The sequence below is a fragment of the Rhodoglobus sp. G.S.23 genome (assembly GCF_056675935.1).
In genome coordinates, this window is the sequence record NZ_CM155237.1 from 1,146,342 (window position 1) to 1,162,101 (window position 15,760).

Annotated in this window: 17 protein-coding genes; 13 read left to right on the forward strand and 4 right to left on the reverse strand. The window is 60.1% G+C overall.

Annotated features, from left to right (window positions below; genetic code table 11):
* The first annotated feature begins 4 nt into the window (after positions 1-4).
* Positions 5-511: a 30S ribosome-binding factor RbfA gene (rbfA, locus tag AC1ENN_RS05440; protein WP_480406822.1), complete on the forward strand. Its 507-nt coding sequence runs from the start codon at positions 5-7 to the stop codon at positions 509-511.
* A 17-nt stretch (positions 512-528) separates the two neighbouring features.
* Here rbfA and AC1ENN_RS05445 read toward each other — a convergent pair whose 3' ends face one another.
* Positions 529-1,422: an HhH-GPD family protein gene (locus tag AC1ENN_RS05445; protein ID WP_480392014.1), complete on the reverse strand. Its 894-nt coding sequence runs from the start codon at positions 1,420-1,422 to the stop codon at positions 529-531.
* A complete protein-coding gene (locus AC1ENN_RS05450) occupies positions 1,412-2,419 on the reverse strand; it encodes a ketopantoate reductase family protein (protein WP_480392015.1) in 1,008 nt (335 codons plus the stop codon). Before AC1ENN_RS05450 ends, AC1ENN_RS05445 begins: the two co-directional genes overlap by 11 nt.
* Positions 2,420-2,555: 136 nt before the next feature.
* Here AC1ENN_RS05450 and truB point away from each other — a divergent pair, with 136 nt between their 5' ends.
* The 4 genes from truB to AC1ENN_RS05470 are packed head-to-tail and all read left to right on the forward strand — an operon-like array spanning position 2,556 to position 5,248.
* Complete coding sequence (gene truB, locus AC1ENN_RS05455; RefSeq protein WP_480392016.1) at positions 2,556-3,491, forward strand: tRNA pseudouridine(55) synthase TruB; 936 nt, start codon at positions 2,556-2,558, stop codon at positions 3,489-3,491.
* On the forward strand, positions 3,484-3,852 hold the full coding sequence (locus AC1ENN_RS05460; RefSeq protein ID WP_449648907.1) for a hypothetical protein: 369 nt from the start codon (positions 3,484-3,486) through the stop codon (positions 3,850-3,852). The genes truB and AC1ENN_RS05460 overlap by 8 nt, the downstream gene beginning before the upstream one ends.
* Positions 3,853-3,876: 24 nt before the next feature.
* Entirely contained in the window at positions 3,877-4,290 is a 414-nt protein-coding gene (locus tag AC1ENN_RS05465; RefSeq protein WP_480392017.1) for a hypothetical protein, read from the forward strand.
* A gap of 1 nt (position 4,291) precedes the next feature.
* Positions 4,292-5,248, forward strand: a complete 957-nt coding sequence (locus tag AC1ENN_RS05470) for a bifunctional riboflavin kinase/FAD synthetase (RefSeq protein ID WP_449648909.1) — start codon at positions 4,292-4,294, stop codon at positions 5,246-5,248.
* Between the two features lie 9 nt (positions 5,249-5,257).
* On the opposite strand, the gene AC1ENN_RS05475 is transcribed toward AC1ENN_RS05470, so the two are convergent.
* Complete coding sequence (locus tag AC1ENN_RS05475; protein ID WP_480406823.1) at positions 5,258-5,527, reverse strand: hypothetical protein; 270 nt, start codon at positions 5,525-5,527, stop codon at positions 5,258-5,260.
* 89 nt (positions 5,528-5,616) lie between these two features.
* Between AC1ENN_RS05475 and AC1ENN_RS05480 the strand changes: the two genes are divergently transcribed.
* Positions 5,617-6,864, forward strand: coding sequence for an MFS transporter (locus AC1ENN_RS05480; protein ID WP_480392019.1), 1,248 nt, complete (start codon positions 5,617-5,619; stop codon positions 6,862-6,864).
* A gap of 4 nt (positions 6,865-6,868) precedes the next feature.
* Here AC1ENN_RS05480 and AC1ENN_RS05485 read toward each other — a convergent pair whose 3' ends face one another.
* The gene (locus tag AC1ENN_RS05485; RefSeq protein ID WP_480406824.1) at positions 6,869-7,831 is read right to left on the reverse strand and encodes an ROK family protein; all 963 of its coding nucleotides are present in this window, start codon (positions 7,829-7,831) and stop codon (positions 6,869-6,871) included.
* 189 nt (positions 7,832-8,020) lie between these two features.
* Here AC1ENN_RS05485 and AC1ENN_RS05490 point away from each other — a divergent pair, with 189 nt between their 5' ends.
* The 7 genes from AC1ENN_RS05490 (at position 8,021) to AC1ENN_RS05520 (ending at position 15,731) form a co-directional block, all read left to right on the forward strand.
* Positions 8,021-8,965 carry a sugar-binding transcriptional regulator gene (locus AC1ENN_RS05490; RefSeq protein WP_449648913.1) on the forward strand — a complete coding sequence of 315 codons (945 nt, stop codon included), beginning with the start codon at positions 8,021-8,023 and terminating at the stop codon, positions 8,963-8,965.
* Positions 8,962-9,975, forward strand: coding sequence for a deoxyribose-phosphate aldolase (deoC, locus tag AC1ENN_RS05495; protein WP_449648914.1), 1,014 nt, complete (start codon positions 8,962-8,964; stop codon positions 9,973-9,975). Before AC1ENN_RS05490 ends, deoC begins: the two co-directional genes overlap by 4 nt.
* 8 nt (positions 9,976-9,983) lie before the next feature.
* Positions 9,984-11,495, forward strand: a complete 1,512-nt coding sequence (locus tag AC1ENN_RS05500; RefSeq protein WP_449648915.1) for an aldehyde dehydrogenase family protein — start codon at positions 9,984-9,986, stop codon at positions 11,493-11,495.
* A complete protein-coding gene (locus tag AC1ENN_RS05505; RefSeq protein ID WP_480406825.1) occupies positions 11,492-12,349 on the forward strand; it encodes an aldehyde dehydrogenase family protein in 858 nt (285 codons plus the stop codon). The genes AC1ENN_RS05500 and AC1ENN_RS05505 overlap by 4 nt, the downstream gene beginning before the upstream one ends.
* A 58-nt stretch (positions 12,350-12,407) precedes the next feature.
* Positions 12,408-13,238: a CAP domain-containing protein gene (locus AC1ENN_RS05510; protein ID WP_480406826.1), complete on the forward strand. Its 831-nt coding sequence runs from the start codon at positions 12,408-12,410 to the stop codon at positions 13,236-13,238.
* Between the two features lie 65 nt (positions 13,239-13,303).
* Positions 13,304-14,776, forward strand: coding sequence for an SDR family oxidoreductase (locus AC1ENN_RS05515; protein ID WP_480406827.1), 1,473 nt, complete (start codon positions 13,304-13,306; stop codon positions 14,774-14,776).
* A gap of 40 nt (positions 14,777-14,816) precedes the next feature.
* The gene (locus tag AC1ENN_RS05520; protein WP_480406828.1) at positions 14,817-15,731 is read left to right on the forward strand and encodes a ribokinase; all 915 of its coding nucleotides are present in this window, start codon (positions 14,817-14,819) and stop codon (positions 15,729-15,731) included.
* Positions 15,732-15,760: the final 29 nt, after the last annotated feature.

Genomic DNA, 15,760 nt, shown 5'->3' on the forward strand with positions numbered 1-15,760 from the left:
AGAGATGGTTGACGCAGCTCGTGCGGCAAAAATGGCCGACCGCATCAAAGTAATCGTTGCGAAGACGCTAGAGCGTGGCATCAGAGATCCGCGACTCGGATTTGTCACAATCACTGACGTTCGTGTTACCGGTGACTTGCAGCACGCCTCAATCTTCTTCACCGTCTACGGAACAGATGAGGAGCGCCTCGACAGCGCCGCCGCCCTCAAATCCGCTACCGGTCTTGTTCGTCGCGAAGTTGGGAAGAATCTCACCGCACGGCTCACCCCGTCGATTGAGTTCATTCCCGATGGAATTCCCGAGAACGCCGCACTGATCGATTCCCTCCTCACCGAGGCCCATCAGCGTGACGCATCGATCGGTTCGCTCAAGCAGAACGCTACCTACGCCGGCGATGAAGACCCTTACGTCAAACCGCGCGATATCGCCGCCGATGAAGAAGCTGCTGGCTTCGACGATGACGATGACGATGACGATGACGACGCCGTTTACGTCAGCAAAGACGACTAGAGCATAAGAGCATTCGACTACGGCAACTCGTAGTCGGCGCCCACTTTCACGGCGAGGCCGTCCGCGAGGAGCCCAGCGATGGCTCGATTTCGTTGGACACTTTCTGGCCACACTTGGGCAATTTCTTCTGCCGTCACCGGTACATCGCTTGCGCGCAATTCGGCGAGGATCAGGCCCCGCACTTGGCGGTCGGATCCCTCGAACCGTTTTTGGGTGGCTTGCCGTTTTCCCTCATACAGCGGGTAGCCCGCGGCACGCCACTGGCAGTGCTCCCTAATCGGGCACTCGTCACACAGCGGCTTTCTCGCGGTGCAGACGATGGCACCAAGTTCCATGACCGCAGCGTTAGTTGCGCGAGCCGCATCGCGTTCGGCTGGCAGCAGTTCTTCCATCGCTGCGAGGTCACGTTTCGTTGACGGCGGCCCCGCTTCGCCCTGACCGCGCACTGCTCGTGCAATTACTCGCCGAACATTGGTGTCGACGACCGGATGCCGGTGACCGTAGGCGAAGGCGGCGACAGCGCGAGCGGTGTAGTCACCTATGCCGGGAAGAGCCATGAGCGTTGGCACATCCTCCGGCACAATTCCGCCGTGGTGCTCAGTAATTGCTGTGGCCGCGGCGTGGAGGTTGAGCGCACGTCGGGGGTACCCAAGCCGTTCCCACGCCCGTACGGCATCGCCGGGAGGCGCTGAGGCGAGTGCAGCCGGTGTCGGCCACCGCTCGAGCCATTGCTCGAGTCGCGGTATGACTCGGATGACCGGGGTTTGTTGCAGCATGATTTCGCTGACCAAGATGCCCCAGGCGCCGTAGCCATCCTGGCGCCACGGCAATTCACGACCGTTCTCGACGAACCATTCTCGAATCAGCCGCGAAAGTATGACGAGATCTGCGGCCGAATTCTCAGTTGCCACTCGTGAGAGCCGCATAGCGGGCGGCGATGTCATCGGGGCTGAAGAAGGTGCCGCGTTCTTCTACCGCGTGTACGAGCTCGACCATAAGGGCGTTTACGGGAGCGCTGCTGTTGTTGGCGGCTGCGGTGCGCACAACGGCGCCGTTCAGCGCGTCCACTTCGCTTGGTTGGCCCCGTCGAATGCTCTGAAGGGTCGAGCCAGGGTTGGGGGTGCGGCCCATGCGCCGTGCCATGAGCCGGGGGAGTAGCTCGCCGAGCAGCAGCGGTGTTCGAGCGAACGTGCGCAATTGGCGATGGGTGAGCCCCTGGAGTGTTTCGAAGTGGATGTGGCCGGCCAGCCCAACGCGCACTGTTTCGCGCATGCTTGCTGTCATTATGCGTCGTAGGCCTCGGTGTGAAACGACGGCTTGCACGCTACGGCCGCTAATCGCGGGCAGCGCGTTGACCTGATTGATGACGAGTTTTGTCCACTGTGCACCGCGAAAGTTGGGCACAACGAAGGTCGGCATGACGTCATTGAGGGTGTGGGCGGCATAGCGAGCAGGAACATCGTTATCTCCAGCGACACCGACGTAGCTGGGGCCAGCGGCGGTGACATGGATCTTGCCAGGGGAGAGGAACGACGAAGCGAAAGTCGCGAGGCCTCCAATAATGTCGGAGCGAGGCGAGGCGTGCTGTGCGGCCTCGAGCGAATCGAGTCCGTTCTGAAAAACGACGACGGGAACGTTGCGCAAATATTTGATGTTGTCGCGAAGTGCTTGCTCAGCGTCGTGGGCCTTTGTCGCCACGACAACAAGCTCGTTGACGCGCGTGAGGGTCGCTGCCGCGCGAAGTCTGGCGGTGCTTTCGCCCCACGCGCCAGTGAGCGCGATGCCAGATTGGCGAATGGAGTGGAGGTGCGCCCCGCGCGCTGTCACTTCGACATCATGGCCGGCGCGCGCAAGCAAAGCCGCAATTGCGCCGCCGACGGCACCCGCCCCAATGATGCCAATTCGCATGGTCGAAGTCTAAGCGCTTGACCGCGCGAACGGCTGGGACTTGACCGGCGGTGTCGATACGCGTGTGCGATGCGAGAGAATTGGCTAATGTTGTTGCGCTGCCCATCCGGGGCCGCTGGGTTCGGGAGGTGCGGTCATGGCTAAACCACCGCGCAATCCGACGAGCGGAATCCTATTCATCGACAAGCCTCAAGGAATAACGAGCCACGGCGTTGTCGCCAGAGCTCGGGCATCCGTGGGAACACGCAAGATTGGCCACGCCGGCACTCTAGATCCCATGGCCACGGGTCTTCTCGTGCTCGGCGCGAACAATGCGACTCGGCTTCTGACCTACTTGGTTGGCCTCGACAAGCAGTACACGGCAACGATTCGGCTTGGCGCTTCGTCGAATACTGATGATGCCGATGGCGAGCTTTCAGCGCCCGCGGATGCTGCAGTACTTGCCGCGATCAGCGATGACGCTATTGGCGAAGCGGTCGCGCAATTCACGGGCCCCATCATGCAGCGGCCCAGCTCGGTCAGCGCGATCAAAGTTGGCGGTCGGCGCGCCTACACGCTTGCTCGTTCCGGCGAAGAGGTTGTGTTGGCAGAACGCGCGGTGACGGTATCCGCTTTCGAGGTGCTCGAGATCGTGCGTGACGAATTCATTGATGTGAAGGTTCGAGTCGACTGCACCTCGGGAACCTACATCCGAGCGCTAGCGCGCGATGTTGGTGAGGTGCTGGGAGTAGGCGGTCATCTCACTGTATTGAGACGCACCAAAGTGGGGCCATTCGCTGTCGAGATGGCGAGCACGCTCTCGGATGATCTCGAACAGCAGCTCGTTGCTCCCGCTCAGGTTGCTGGCACCCTTTTTGAGACTGTCAAGATCAGTGATGAAGAAGCGTTCGAACTCTCGCGGGGCCAGCAGATTCCGCTTGGGCCCGTTGGCTCCGGCCCGCTCGCTGTTGTGAACTCTGGGGGCCGGCTCGTCGGTCTTGCAGAAGTCGTCAATGGCCGCACCCGCATCCTGTCGAATTTTCCGGCGGATGCCGCAGCAGTTCCCCAGGAAGGTTCCCCGCACGATGGTTGAATGGTTTGTGTGGGTGCAAGTGATCGTGGCGGTGCTTGCCGGCACCGCGGCAATAGTCGCTGGTTTCGCGGGAGTGAAGCCCAACGACTACACGCTGGGTGCCACGCTTCTCGTTGAAGCGCTCTTGGCCGTGCAGCTCGTGATGGCGATTGTCGCCCCAGCGTTCGGAAATGTGGCAACGGGCAGTGGCTTAGAGTTCTGGATCTATCTGGTCTCCGCCATCCTGATCCCGCCGGCTGCAGTGATGTGGGGACTGATCGAACGCAATCGTTGGAGCAGCGTTGTGTTGGGGGTCGCGTGCCTCTCAATCGCTGTGATGGTCTACCGGATGAGCCAAATCTGGTTTGTGCAATTGGCCTAGCCCAGAGCGCCTAAAGTTGAAGCGATGACTAGCCAGAATTCTTCCACCGCCACCGGTTTTGGCCGCGTGCTTATCGCCGTCTATGCCGTTATGGCGTTGGGGGCCACCGCGCGGTCGCTTTTTCAGATCGCAACGAAGTTCGATGACGCGCCTGTCGCGTATCTTCTGTCTGCGCTCGCGGGACTTGTCTATATTGTTGCGACGATTGCTCTTGTCCGTTCCGGAGCGCTCTGGTTCAGGGTTGCCGTGGTGGCAATCGTTTTCGAACTCGTCGGTGTACTGATCATTGGCACGCTCAGTCTCGTAGACGCTGTTCTGTTCCCCGCAGATACGGTGTGGTCGTCATTCGGGGCTGGCTACGGGTTCGTGCCGCTTATCCTTCCTGTTCTTGGGCTCATCTGGCTGTATCGGGTGCAGAAACCTCGGGAGAATCGCTGACATGGAGTTGTTCGAATCGATCGACGCTGTTCCGGATGATTTTGGTGCGGTTGCTATAACGATCGGCAAGTTTGATGGTGTTCATGGTGGCCATCGCGCGGTTCTTGAGCGATTGCAGCAGATTGCCGCCGAGCGGGACCTGCGTTCTGTTGTGGTGACTTTCGATCGTAATCCGATGAGTTTGTTGAACCCCGAGGCGTGTCCACTGCCGCTCGTGAGCCTTGAGCAAAAGCTAGAACGACTTGGTTCGACTGGCGTTGACGCGACTCTTGTTCTGGAATTCGATCGTGCGCTGAGCGAGGTGAGCGCTGAAGAGTTCGTAACGACAGTGCTGACGGGTGCTCTGCAGACTCGCGTCGTTCTTGTTGGTGCAGATTTCCGTTTTGGTGCACGCGGCGCTGGCGACGTCGATTTACTGCGGTCGCTGGGCAAGAAACACGGTTTTGAGGTCATCGTCATCGACGATATCGAGCTCGAGGCAGGTCGTCGTCTTTCGTCGACCTTTGTGCGAGAGCTACTTGCTGATGGCCGGGTCGCTGAAGCTGGTCGCATTCTGACGGCGCTGCATTCGGTGCGAGGTGTCGTTGTTCTCGGTCAGCAGCGCGGTCGCGAGTTGGGTTATCCGACAGCAAATCTTGAGCGATTGCCCGAAGGCTTTATTCCGGCGGATGGCGTCTATGCGGCCTGGCTCATAGTCGACGGCACACGTTTCGCGGCGGCTGTATCGATCGGCAACAATCCGACGTTTGAGGGCGTGGCGGCGAAGCAGGTTGAAGCCCATGCGCTCGATCAGGACTTCGATATCTATGGCAAGCGAGTCGAAATTGAGTTTGTTGAGTTCATTCGCGGGATGGTGAAGTTCTCGTCGATTGATTCTCTCGTCGAGGAGATGGGCCGCGATGAAGACACCGTGAGAACCATCTTGGGCGTCCCCGCGAAAGCGACGCCCAAGAAGTAGTTGCTGAGGCTAGCCCTTGATGAGCTTGTTGAGGGGCACCTTAACGCCATTCTTGAGGTTCTCGACAATGTCATCGGGTACATCGCCGATGAGGGGCAGATTGAGGTCTTTCGCCCAGTTGCCGATCGTGTCGAGGATCGTGTCGGTATCGAGGCCCTGGAGCGTGGGCTGGATGCCTTCCCAGATTGGCTCGAGTGCATTGAGATCGAGACCTTTACCCTGAACCAAACCGCCGACAACATCTCCGATGTCCCCGAGGTCGAATCCGCTGTTTCCCATGAGTGTCTCCTTGGCGTGCAGCCAGCACGAGTTGTCGACTGTACCCATCATCGTAGAGGGAGGGGTTAACGGGAAGTAGAGTAGTTCGAATGACTACTAGCGCGCGCACTCTCTGGAGAGGCCGCATTCTCGCCCTCCTGGGGATTCTCTTTATCGCCCTCAATGTGCGCACCGCCGTCGCCGCAATTTCTCCGATTCTTGGGGTAATTCAAAACGACATCCCGCTCTCGAGCTTGGGTCTCGGAGTGCTCGGAATGCTTCCCCCTGTTGCGTTCGCCCTTGCCGGCCTTGGTGCACCGGCACTTGCTCGTGCTCGCGGGCTTGATGCGAGTTTGCTGATCGCGGCAATGGCGATGGTTTTGGGTTCGAGCATCCGCGCCGTCAGCGATGACTTCGTCATGCTTGCTCTTGGCAGCATCATCGCTCTCGGAGGAATGGGAATCGGAAACATCCTGTTGCCTCCCGCCGTAAAGAAGTACTTCCCTGATCGCTTGGGCACGGTTACCGGCGGCTATGTCATGCTCGTCTCGCTGGGTGCCGCGATCCCGGCGTTCTTTGCTGCTCCGGTGGCTGAGGTTGCCGGATGGCGTGTATCGGTGGCGGTGTGGGCTCTGCTGGCCCTTACTGCGCTAGTGCCGTGGCTCCTGTTGTGGGCGCGTGGACGTCATGCTCGTCGCACTGTCGCGAGTGAAGAAGCACTCCTGCCGACGTCGGACAGTATTTCGGTGTGGTCAATGGCGCATTCGAGAACGGCCTGGGCCATCACGATTGCCTTCGCTGTCTCGTCGATCAGCTTCTATTCGTTCTTCGCTTGGCTTCCTGAAATTCTTATTGAGTCCGCCGAAATGACTCCTGTAGAGGCTGGCGCAATGCTGTCGCTCTTCGGGCTCATCGGGATTCCGCTGGGCATTGTGAGCCCGATTCTGGTCAGCCGAATCTCCAACGTCGGTCTGCTCATGCTTGGCGGAGTAGCGGCCGGTGCCGCAGGTTTCCTTGGGCTAGCCTTTGCTCCCACTGTTGCGACCTGGCTGTGGGTTATTTTCGTGGGAATTGGCAGCATCATGTTCCCGCTCAGCCTTGTGCTGATCAACCTGCGCACCCGTAGTCATGACGCCTCGGCTGCTCTCAGCGGTTTCGTGCAGAGCGTTGGCTACACCGTCGGCGCGCTCGGCCCGTTCGCTGTCGCGCTAGTTCGAGAGCTTTCTGGTGGGTGGGTTGCGCCCCTGATGTTCTTGCTCGCCACTAGCTTGCTTGCCATCATCAGCGCATTCTGGCTGACTCGGCCGCGATTCGTCGAAGATGAGTTACGCATTCCCGTTGGCGAACTCGCGGACTAGACCTTTAGCTCTGCAGCGCGGAATTGCTGAGTCGCTCGGGGTGATGAACGAGAGCGGCGGCGCCAATCAGCGGGCCGTCGCTTGAGAGACCTGACGCCACAACGCGCACCTTCGTGATGAACGGGAACGGCGCGCGGTCGGTGATCGCTTCTGCGACGAGGTCAATGTAGTCGGCGGCGACGTGGGAGAAGCCGCCACCGATCGCAACAAGTTCGAGGTCGACAAGAGCGGTAGCCGAGGCGATTCCGTGGCCGACAGCGCGTGCCGAGCGGCGAACGGCGCGAATTGCGATCTCATCTCCGGCAGCGTAATCAGCCGAGAGCTCTTCTCCCGTGCTGCCGTTCCAGCCGTGAGCTTGTGCCCATTCGACAGTCTTGGGCCCGGAAGCCACAGCTTCTACGCAGCCGGTGCCGCCGCAGCCACACTGGGTGTCCTCGCCGCCGACTTCGACGTGCCCGAAGTGGCCGCCGTTGCCGGTGGGGCCGTCGATGAGCTGGTTGTCGAGGATGAGTCCTCCACCGACACCGGTCGAGACGACCATTCCCATGAAGTACTTCACTCCCTGAGCGGCGCCGATCCAGTGTTCAGCGAGAGCGATGCAGTTTCCGTCGCCACGCAGCGCAACGGAGATGCCGGGGAGCTCTGCTTCGACGAGGGCGCGCACGCCATAGTCTCGCCAGGCCGGCAAGTTGAGGGGCGATACTTCGCCGCGCGATACCGAAATGGGCCCGGCGCTACCGATGCCAGCGCCCAGAAGTTCAGCGCCATCGGGGAGGGCGGCAGTCGACTGGCGCACGACGGTGCGAACGCTCTCGGCGAGTTGCTCGCTCGATGATGCGCGGCCCGTGGGGGCTCGGAAGCGGCTCGTCGCGAGAACGACACCGTTCGGGTCTACGAGGGCAGCCTCGACTTTGGTTCCGCCAATGTCGATGGCGAGGGCATAACGATTCGATGTGGTGGTGGTCACGGCATCCACCTTATTGGGTGTCCGTGGTGATCGTGGTTCACCTGATGACTTTCGTGTGGCATTCAGCTTGAGGGTGTTGGCTGCGCTTGTGCGCATCGCCCAGTGGTATTCAATGCTCATCTGAGCAGATGCAACTGCATATGTTGCAGCGGGCGTCGAGGAACTCTATCGTTGAGGGAGGAGGCAGCAGTGGACGAATCAACCGAGCTCTTGGCCGTGCGTGTTGCCGAGCTCTATTACGAAGAGAACAAGACTCAAGACGAAGTCGGAGCTCTTCTCGGGATTACCCGCTGGAAAGTGGGCCGACTGCTCACTCGTGCCCGCGAAGCAGGAATCGTGCGCATCGAGATCATTCACCCCCGCGCTCGGCGGCTGGATGTCGAACGGCAGTTGCGAGACCGCTTCGGTCTGAAAGATGCGGTCGTGGTTCCGCTGCCCGCGGACGACGAGGAGGTCAACCCTCGCGTGGCTCAAGCGGCTGCCGACTACTTGGCCGCTGTTCGCCCCGTTCCGCGCACTCTGGGCGTCAGCTGGGGTCGCACGCTCGACGAGGTCGCTCGTTTACTTGCTCCCGGCTGGACCGTTGGCGTGCAGGTCGTGCAGATCAACGGCGGTGTGAGTCTCAACAGTAAGCAGGGAACCGCAGCCCAAACTGCTGTCACCATCGCCCAGAAGGGGCACGGTCAAGCGACGCTGCTGCCGATCCCCGCGATTCTGGAGCAGGTCGAGACGAAGCGTGCGATAGAACGCGACCGTGCTGTGGCTAGCGTTCGCGCATTGGGTGCTTCGGCATCCGCCTATTTGTATAGTGCCGGTGTTGCTGGTGCTAGTTCGGTCCACGTCGATAGTGGTTACCTGACCGAGAACGATGTCGATGACCTCGTCTCTAAGGGAGCCGTCGGCGACGTGGTTGGTCGTTACATCAACAGCGCTGGCAAGATCGTTGACTCTGCTCTAGACGAGCGCACTGTCGGTATCGGTCTTGATGAGCTTCGTGCAGCAGATCACGCAATTTTTGTCGTCGCTGGCGACGCTAAACATGACGTCGCGCGCGCCGTCGTTACGAGTGGGCTGTGTTCCGTCATCGTCACCGATGAGGCCACAGCGCACGCCCTTCTGGAGGAAACCACATGACAATCGAATCGGCCATCGCGCTCGCACCTGCTGAGCGCGCGGTCAATCTCATCGGAGCAGATCTGACCGAGAAATCTCTCAAGCTTCACCTTGAAGGACTCTCGGGCGTTGACGCTGTTGGGCTTGAGCAGCGCGCAGCGGGTCTGGGAACGCGTTCCATCAAGACCACGTCGAAGGCATGGGCTCTCGACACCATCATCAAACTCATCGACCTCACCACTCTTGAGGGCGCAGACACCCCTGGCAAGGTTCGCTCGCTCGCGGCCAAGGCTGTACTGCCGGATGCTTCGGATGCGTCGACCCCTCAGGTCGCTGCCGTCTGCGTCTATGGCGACATGGTCCCGTACGCGGCTGAAGCCCTCGGGTCATCCTGGTCAAACGGTTCAGACAACGGAATCAACGTTGCCGCCGTCGCGACCGCGTTCCCGAGCGGACGCTCATCGTTGCCGATCAAGATCATGGACACCAAGGAAGCCGTAGCTAACGGCGCAGACGAAATCGACATGGTTATCGACCGTGGCGCTTTCCTCTCGGGCAAGTACGGTGTTGTCTTCGACCAGATCGTCGCTGTCAAAGAAGCGTGCCGCCGCGAGAACGGCACCTACGCTCACCTCAAGGTGATCTTGGAGACCGGCGAACTCAACACCTACGACAATGTGCGCCGTGCATCCTGGCTCGCAATTCTGGCCGGGGGAGACTTCATCAAGACCTCCACCGGAAAGGTTTCGCCCGCCGCAACCCTGCCCGTCACCCTCCTCATGCTCGAGGTTGTGCGCGACTGGCACTTGCTCACCGGCGAAAAGATCGGGGTGAAGCCAGCAGGCGGCATCCGCAGTTCTAAAGACGCGATCAAATACCTCGTCACAGTCGCTGAGACTGTCGGCGAGGAATGGTTGCAGCCGCACCTGTTCCGTTTCGGAGCATCCAGTCTTCTCAATGACGTGCTCATGCAACGTCAGAAGCTCACTACCGGCCACTACTCAGGCCCCGACTACGTCACGATTGACTAAGGCACACCATGACTGAGAATGACAAAGCATTAAGCGTGAAAGCACCAAGCTTTCTCGACTACGCGCCAGCTCCAGAGTCCACTTCGGTTCTGCACTTGAAGAAGCACTACGGTCTCTTCATCGATGGTGAATTTGTGGATGGCCGCGGAGACGCGTTCAGCACGATCTCACCGGCAACCGAAAAGGAGATCGCCTCGATCTCCAACGCCAACAGCGCTGATGTGGATGTCGCAGTCGCTGCAGCCCGCAAGGCCTACGACCGCACGTGGTCGAAGCTGTCGGGCGCAGACCGCGGCAAGTACCTCTTCCGTATTGCGCGCCTCGTGCAGGAGCGAGCTCGTGAGCTTGCTGTTGCCGAGAGCCTCGACAACGGAAAGCCGATCAAGGAGAGCCGCGACGTTGACGTGCCTCTCGTTGCTGCCTGGTTCTTCTACTACGCCGGTTGGGCTGACAAGCTCGACTACGCCGGTCTCGGACCGAACCCGCAGTCGCTCGGTGTTGCCGCTCAGGTGATCCCGTGGAACTTCCCGCTGCTCATGCTCGCGTGGAAGATCGCTCCGGCGCTTGCGGCGGGAAACACCGTCGTGATCAAACCGGCCGAAACTACTCCGTTGAGCGCAATGATCTTTGCTGAAATCTTGCAGCAGGCTGACCTGCCGAAAGGTGTCGTCAACATCATCACCGGTGCCGGCGACACGGGCCAGGCGCTCGTCAATCACCCGGACGTCAACAAGGTCGCCTTCACCGGGTCAACAGGCGTTGGCCGTGCGATCGCCAAATCGGTTGCCGGAACGGGCAAAAAAGTCACTCTCGAACTCGGTGGCAAGGCAGCAAACATCGTGTTCGATGATGCGCCAATCGACCAGGCCATCGAGGGAATCGTCAACGGCATCTTCTTCAACCAGGGCCACGTCTGCTGTGCAGGTTCGCGCCTACTGGTTCAGGAGAACATTCACGATGACGTCGTCGACCGCCTCAAGGCGCGATTGTCGACCCTCCGAATGGGCGACCCGCTTGATAAGAACACCGATATCGGTGCAATCAACTCCAAGGGTCAGCTCGACCGCATCCGCGAACTCAGCGACATCGGGGAAGCTGAAGGCGGCGAGCGTTGGACTGCCGACTGCGCGATCCCTGAGAACGGTTTCTGGTTCGCCCCGACGATCTTCACGAACGTGTCGACCTCGAGCCGCATCGCTCGCGAAGAGGTCTTCGGGCCCGTTCTGAGTGTCTTGACGTTCCGCACGCCGGCCGAGGCCATCGCCAAGGCCAACAACACGCCCTATGGGCTGTCTGCGGGCATCTGGAGCGACAAGGGCTCGCGCATCCTCGCTGTGGCTGACAAGCTGCGCGCCGGTGTCATCTGGGCCAACACCTTCAACCGTTTCGATCCTGCGTCGCCGTTCGGTGGCTACAAGGAGAGTGGCTACGGCCGCGAGGGTGGCCGTCACGGACTCGCCGCTTACCTAGAATCCGCTGGATGGGCCGCGCCCGCCGTCACGAAAGGTGGCAAGAAATGACCCGTCTCACGGTTCCTAAGACCTACAAGCTCTACATCGGTGGCAAGTTTCCGCGCAGCGAAAGCGGTCGCACCTACGAGGTAGCAACCAAGAAGGGCGCCTTCCTCGCGAACGCTGCCCTGGCAAGCCGCAAGGACGCTCGGGATGCCGTAGTCGCCGCCCGCGCAGCATTCAGCGGCTGGTCGGGGGCCACGGGCTACAACCGCGGCCAGGTGCTGTATCGCATCGCCGAACTGTTGGAGGGTCGTCGCGAGCAGTTCATCGACGAGCTCATGGCAACGGAGTCGCTGTCGAAGTCGGCAGCGACGGCGCAGCTCGACACGGCGATTGACGCCTGGGTTTGGTATGCCGGCTGGGCCGATAAGTACGTGCAGGTCGCTGGCAACGGTAACCCCGTTTCAGGGCCGTACTTCAACCTCTCAACGCCTGAGCCGAGTGGCGTTATCGCCATTGTGGCTCCGCAGGATTCGTCGTCGTTGTTGGGCCTCGTGAGTGTCATTGCTCCGGCTCTCGTCAGCGGAAACACGGTTGTCGTGGTTGCTCACCAGAACGCCCCGCTCAGCGCGATCAGCCTCTCTGAGGTTCTCGCGACGAGCGACGTTCCCGGTGGCGTCGTCAATATCCTCACGGGGTCACCGGCCGAGATCGCGCCGTGGCTTGCGAGCCACGCGGATGTCAATGGTCTCGACCTCGCCGGAGCAGAACAGCTCGAGTGGGTTGACCTTCAAATCGCCGCAGCAGATACTCTCAAGCGCGTATCCGGACCGGTTATCGGTGTTCCGGCGCCGTCAATTGAGCGTGTTGTGCAGTGGACTGAGACCAAGACGGTGTGGCACACGAAGTCTCTGATTTAGCCGAGAAGTGCGGCGTGAAGCTTGATCTAGACGATTATCTGCGGATACTTGCTGGGTAATGGTCTTTTCACGCCGCACTTTCTCGCGTATCGGTGCCGCGCTCTTCGCGCTACTGATCGCTGTCGTCGTGATCCCGGTTGCCAACGCGGCGGCGGCCAGCGCTGCTCCCGCCGACACCATTCACAGTTTGGTGAATCAAGCACGGTGGAATGTGGGTCAGGCTGGTCTGATTCGTAGTTCAGCGATGGATGCTGTTGCTCTCGATTGGGCAAAAAACATGGCCGCGAATAACTCGATGTCACACAATCCCCATTATTCGAGCCAAATCCCTAGTGGCTGGAACAAGGCTGGGGAAAATGTTGCTCAGGGCTACCGCACCGCTCAATCGATGCACGATGGCTGGATGGGGTCCCCAGGTCATAAGGCAAACATTCTGGGGTCGTTCACCGACGTTGGCATCGCGTTTTACGAGAGCGGCGGAACAACGTGGGGTGTGCAAGTCTTTGCGAACTACGCTGGGCACACCGGACCAGCAGCGCCGGCGGCCGCGGTCGCCCCGGCCCCGGCGCCAGCCCCGGCGCCTGCCGTTGAAACAGAACCTGCTCCTGTAGCCGAAGCTCCGAAGGAAGACGCTCCGAGCTCCGCTGAGAGAGCTGCCGCTCAAGCCGCTGAGGATGCCGAGATCTCACCGTCGCCAACGGCATCCGCCGATGCGGGCGAAGACGCTGATTCGAGATCGCCGTCGACCATGTCGCGCGAAGAATTGCAGGCGAGCGTGTACGGCGACAGACCAGATCAGACCTGGATCGCGTGGTCTGTTTTCGCCGGAATTCTCTTGCTTAGCGCCGGCGTCTGGTTTGTGGTGTGGCGAAGACGAGCTCGAAGCTGACATTCTGGCCGCGAGCGTTCAGCCTCTGTGCGCTGGTTCTCAGTTGCGCTGTTTAGAGTTCTGACATGCGCGTTCTTGTAACTGGAGCAACAGGATATTTGGGTGGCCGACTCGTTCCTCGGTTGATAGATGCTGGGCACTCCGTGCGCGTGCTTGTGCGCAACCCTCGCAAGCTGCGTGACGTTCCGTGGCGGGACGACGTGGAGACCGTAATCGGTGATCTCACCGATGCCGAGACACTGACCACTGCTGTCGCCGATATCGACGCGCTCTACTATCTCGTGCACGCCATGGGGGCTAAGGGCGATTTTGAAGCGACCGAGAAGCTCTCCGCCAATAACGTGGCGGTGGCAGCGAAAAGCGCCGGAGTATCGAGAATTGTCTACCTCGGCGGACTTCACCCTGAAGGCGACATTAGCGAGCTGAGTCGTCATTTGCGCAGTCGCGCTGAGGTGGGTCGGATCCTGATGGACTCCGGCGTGCCCACGATCGCATTCAACGCTGGTGTCGTGATTGGTTCAGGCTCGGCGTCGTTTGAGATGATCCGTCACCTCACCGAGGTGTTGCCCTACATGCCAGCGCCGAAGTGGGTGCGCAACTTCATCCAGCCGATCGCCGTACGAGACGTGCTCTACTACCTAGTTGCGGCACTCGAATTGGATAAAGATCTCAACCGTAGCTTCGATATCGGCGGCCCAGATGTGCTCCGCTACGGCCAAATGATGAACGGCTATGCTCTCGAAGCTGGCCTGCACCAGCGCCCCATCGCCTCGTTGCCGGTGCTAACGCCGTGGCTCGCGTCGCAGTGGGTAAACCTGGTGACTCCCATTCCCCGGTTGCTCGCGGTGCCGATCATCGAGTCTCTTCAGTTTGATTGCATTGTGCGCGATGAATCTGTCTCTGACTTCATCCCCAAGCCACCGGGCGGGCTTACGGGTTACCGGGCCTCGGTGCGTTTAGCTCTAGTGAAGATGCGCGACGGGGAAGTCGCGACCAGTTGGCAAGACGCCACCGTCGCTGGGGCTCCGAGCGACCCGATCCCGAGTGATCCAGAATGGACGGGCCACACTGTCTACACCGATCTGCGAGAGCGAAGCACTCCGGCATCGCCAGCAGCACTCTGGGCTGTAGTTGAAGGAATTGGGGGTGAGAACGGATGGTATTCGTTCCCTCTTGCGTGGGCGTTGCGGGGCTGGGTAGACAAGCTGGTTGGCGGAGTTGGTTTGCGGCGCGGACGTCGTCATCCGAGTACTCTCAATACTGGAGACGCGCTCGACTTTTGGCGGGTTGAAAGCATCGACCATGGTCACAGTCTTCGGCTGCGGGCCGAAATGAAACTGCCGGGTCGAGCCTGGCTCGAATTGACCGTTAAACCGGATGGCGCTACCGGATCGCTGTACCGCCAGCGCGCAGTGTTTTTTCCTAGCGGTTTGGGCGGCCGCCTCTATTGGGCAGCGATTCTTCCCTTCCATGGTGTGATTTTCAGCGGCATGGTAAATCGGATCGTTGCTGCAGCAGAATCGAACACCGCTGACTGACCACGCTTGGCTAATGACCCGACTGCGATACATTTGACTAATGTCTGGAATCGTCGTTGTCGGCAGTGCAAATATTGATCAGGTTTTTCGCGTTGAGCGCATCCCTTCGCCGGGAGAAACCGTACTTTCGCACGGTCTGAGCACTGCGCTTGGCGGCAAAGGGCAAAACCAGGCCGTTGCTGCAGCTCGCGCCGGAGCACAAACCACCTTCGTGGGTGCCGTCGGCGCAGACACGTTCGGCGAGATGGTGCGCGCGGGAATGGGCGACGATTTGATTGATATAGCCCAATTACGCACCTCGCCCAAGCCAACCGGCACAGCACTGATTGCTGTTGACGGAACGGGCGAGAACACGATCATCGTTGAGCCGGGAGCTAACGGCGATATTGTGGCTCTCAGCAGTGCGGATGCGGCAGCGATCACGGCGGCGTCGGCTCTCGTGATGCAGTTGGAAATTCCGCTAGCCACAGTCGTCGAGGCGGCAAAAATCGCTCAGGCGGCTGACACTCTGGTCATTCTGAACGCTGCACCCATTCAGACGCTTCCTCAAGAGCTGCTTGACGTTCTTGATGTACTAATTGTGAATGAGCATGAAGCTGCCGAGCTGGCACGTGATAACGGTTTGGACCCTGAACTCGACGGCCTGGGGGAGCGCCTTCTCTCGCTGGTGCCAACAGTGATTGTGACTCTCGGTTCGAAGGGTGCTTCCTTGCACCGCACTGGATTTGATCAGATTGTTGTCCCGGCACATCGTGTGACTTCAGTTGATGCCACGGGCGCTGGGGATACGTTCTGTGGTGCTTTCGCGGCGGGCCTCGTTGAAGGAATGGAGGCGGATGCAGCATTACGATTTGCTGTGGCGGCGGCATCCATTTCGGTCGAGAGCAATGGAGCTGTGCCGTCGATTCCGCGACGTGCGGCCATCGAGACACGCGCAAAAGAATCTGCGCATTAGGTAACGGATTGATAACAGACTCGCTATAG

Excerpts from the sequence above, each read along its gene's own strand:
- rbfA (WP_480406822.1), top strand. The coding sequence starts at position 5 with ATGGTTGACGCAGCTCGTGCGGCAAAAATGGCCGACCGCATCAAAGTA.
- AC1ENN_RS05450 (WP_480392015.1), bottom strand. The coding sequence starts at position 2,419 with ATGCGAATTGGCATCATTGGGGCGGGTGCCGTCGGCGGCGCAATTGCG.
- truB (WP_480392016.1), top strand. The coding sequence starts at position 2,556 with ATGGCTAAACCACCGCGCAATCCGACGAGCGGAATCCTATTCATCGAC.
- AC1ENN_RS05460 (WP_449648907.1), top strand. The coding sequence starts at position 3,484 with ATGGTTGAATGGTTTGTGTGGGTGCAAGTGATCGTGGCGGTGCTTGCC.
- AC1ENN_RS05465 (WP_480392017.1), top strand. The coding sequence starts at position 3,877 with ATGACTAGCCAGAATTCTTCCACCGCCACCGGTTTTGGCCGCGTGCTT.
- AC1ENN_RS05470 (WP_449648909.1), top strand. The coding sequence starts at position 4,292 with ATGGAGTTGTTCGAATCGATCGACGCTGTTCCGGATGATTTTGGTGCG.
- AC1ENN_RS05475 (WP_480406823.1), bottom strand. The coding sequence starts at position 5,527 with ATGGGAAACAGCGGATTCGACCTCGGGGACATCGGAGATGTTGTCGGC.
- AC1ENN_RS05480 (WP_480392019.1), top strand. The coding sequence starts at position 5,617 with ATGACTACTAGCGCGCGCACTCTCTGGAGAGGCCGCATTCTCGCCCTC.
- deoC (WP_449648914.1), top strand. The coding sequence starts at position 8,962 with ATGACAATCGAATCGGCCATCGCGCTCGCACCTGCTGAGCGCGCGGTC.
- AC1ENN_RS05500 (WP_449648915.1), top strand. The coding sequence starts at position 9,984 with ATGACTGAGAATGACAAAGCATTAAGCGTGAAAGCACCAAGCTTTCTC.
- AC1ENN_RS05505 (WP_480406825.1), top strand. The coding sequence starts at position 11,492 with ATGACCCGTCTCACGGTTCCTAAGACCTACAAGCTCTACATCGGTGGC.
- AC1ENN_RS05510 (WP_480406826.1), top strand. The coding sequence starts at position 12,408 with ATGGTCTTTTCACGCCGCACTTTCTCGCGTATCGGTGCCGCGCTCTTC.
- AC1ENN_RS05515 (WP_480406827.1), top strand. The coding sequence starts at position 13,304 with ATGCGCGTTCTTGTAACTGGAGCAACAGGATATTTGGGTGGCCGACTC.
- AC1ENN_RS05520 (WP_480406828.1), top strand. The coding sequence starts at position 14,817 with ATGTCTGGAATCGTCGTTGTCGGCAGTGCAAATATTGATCAGGTTTTT.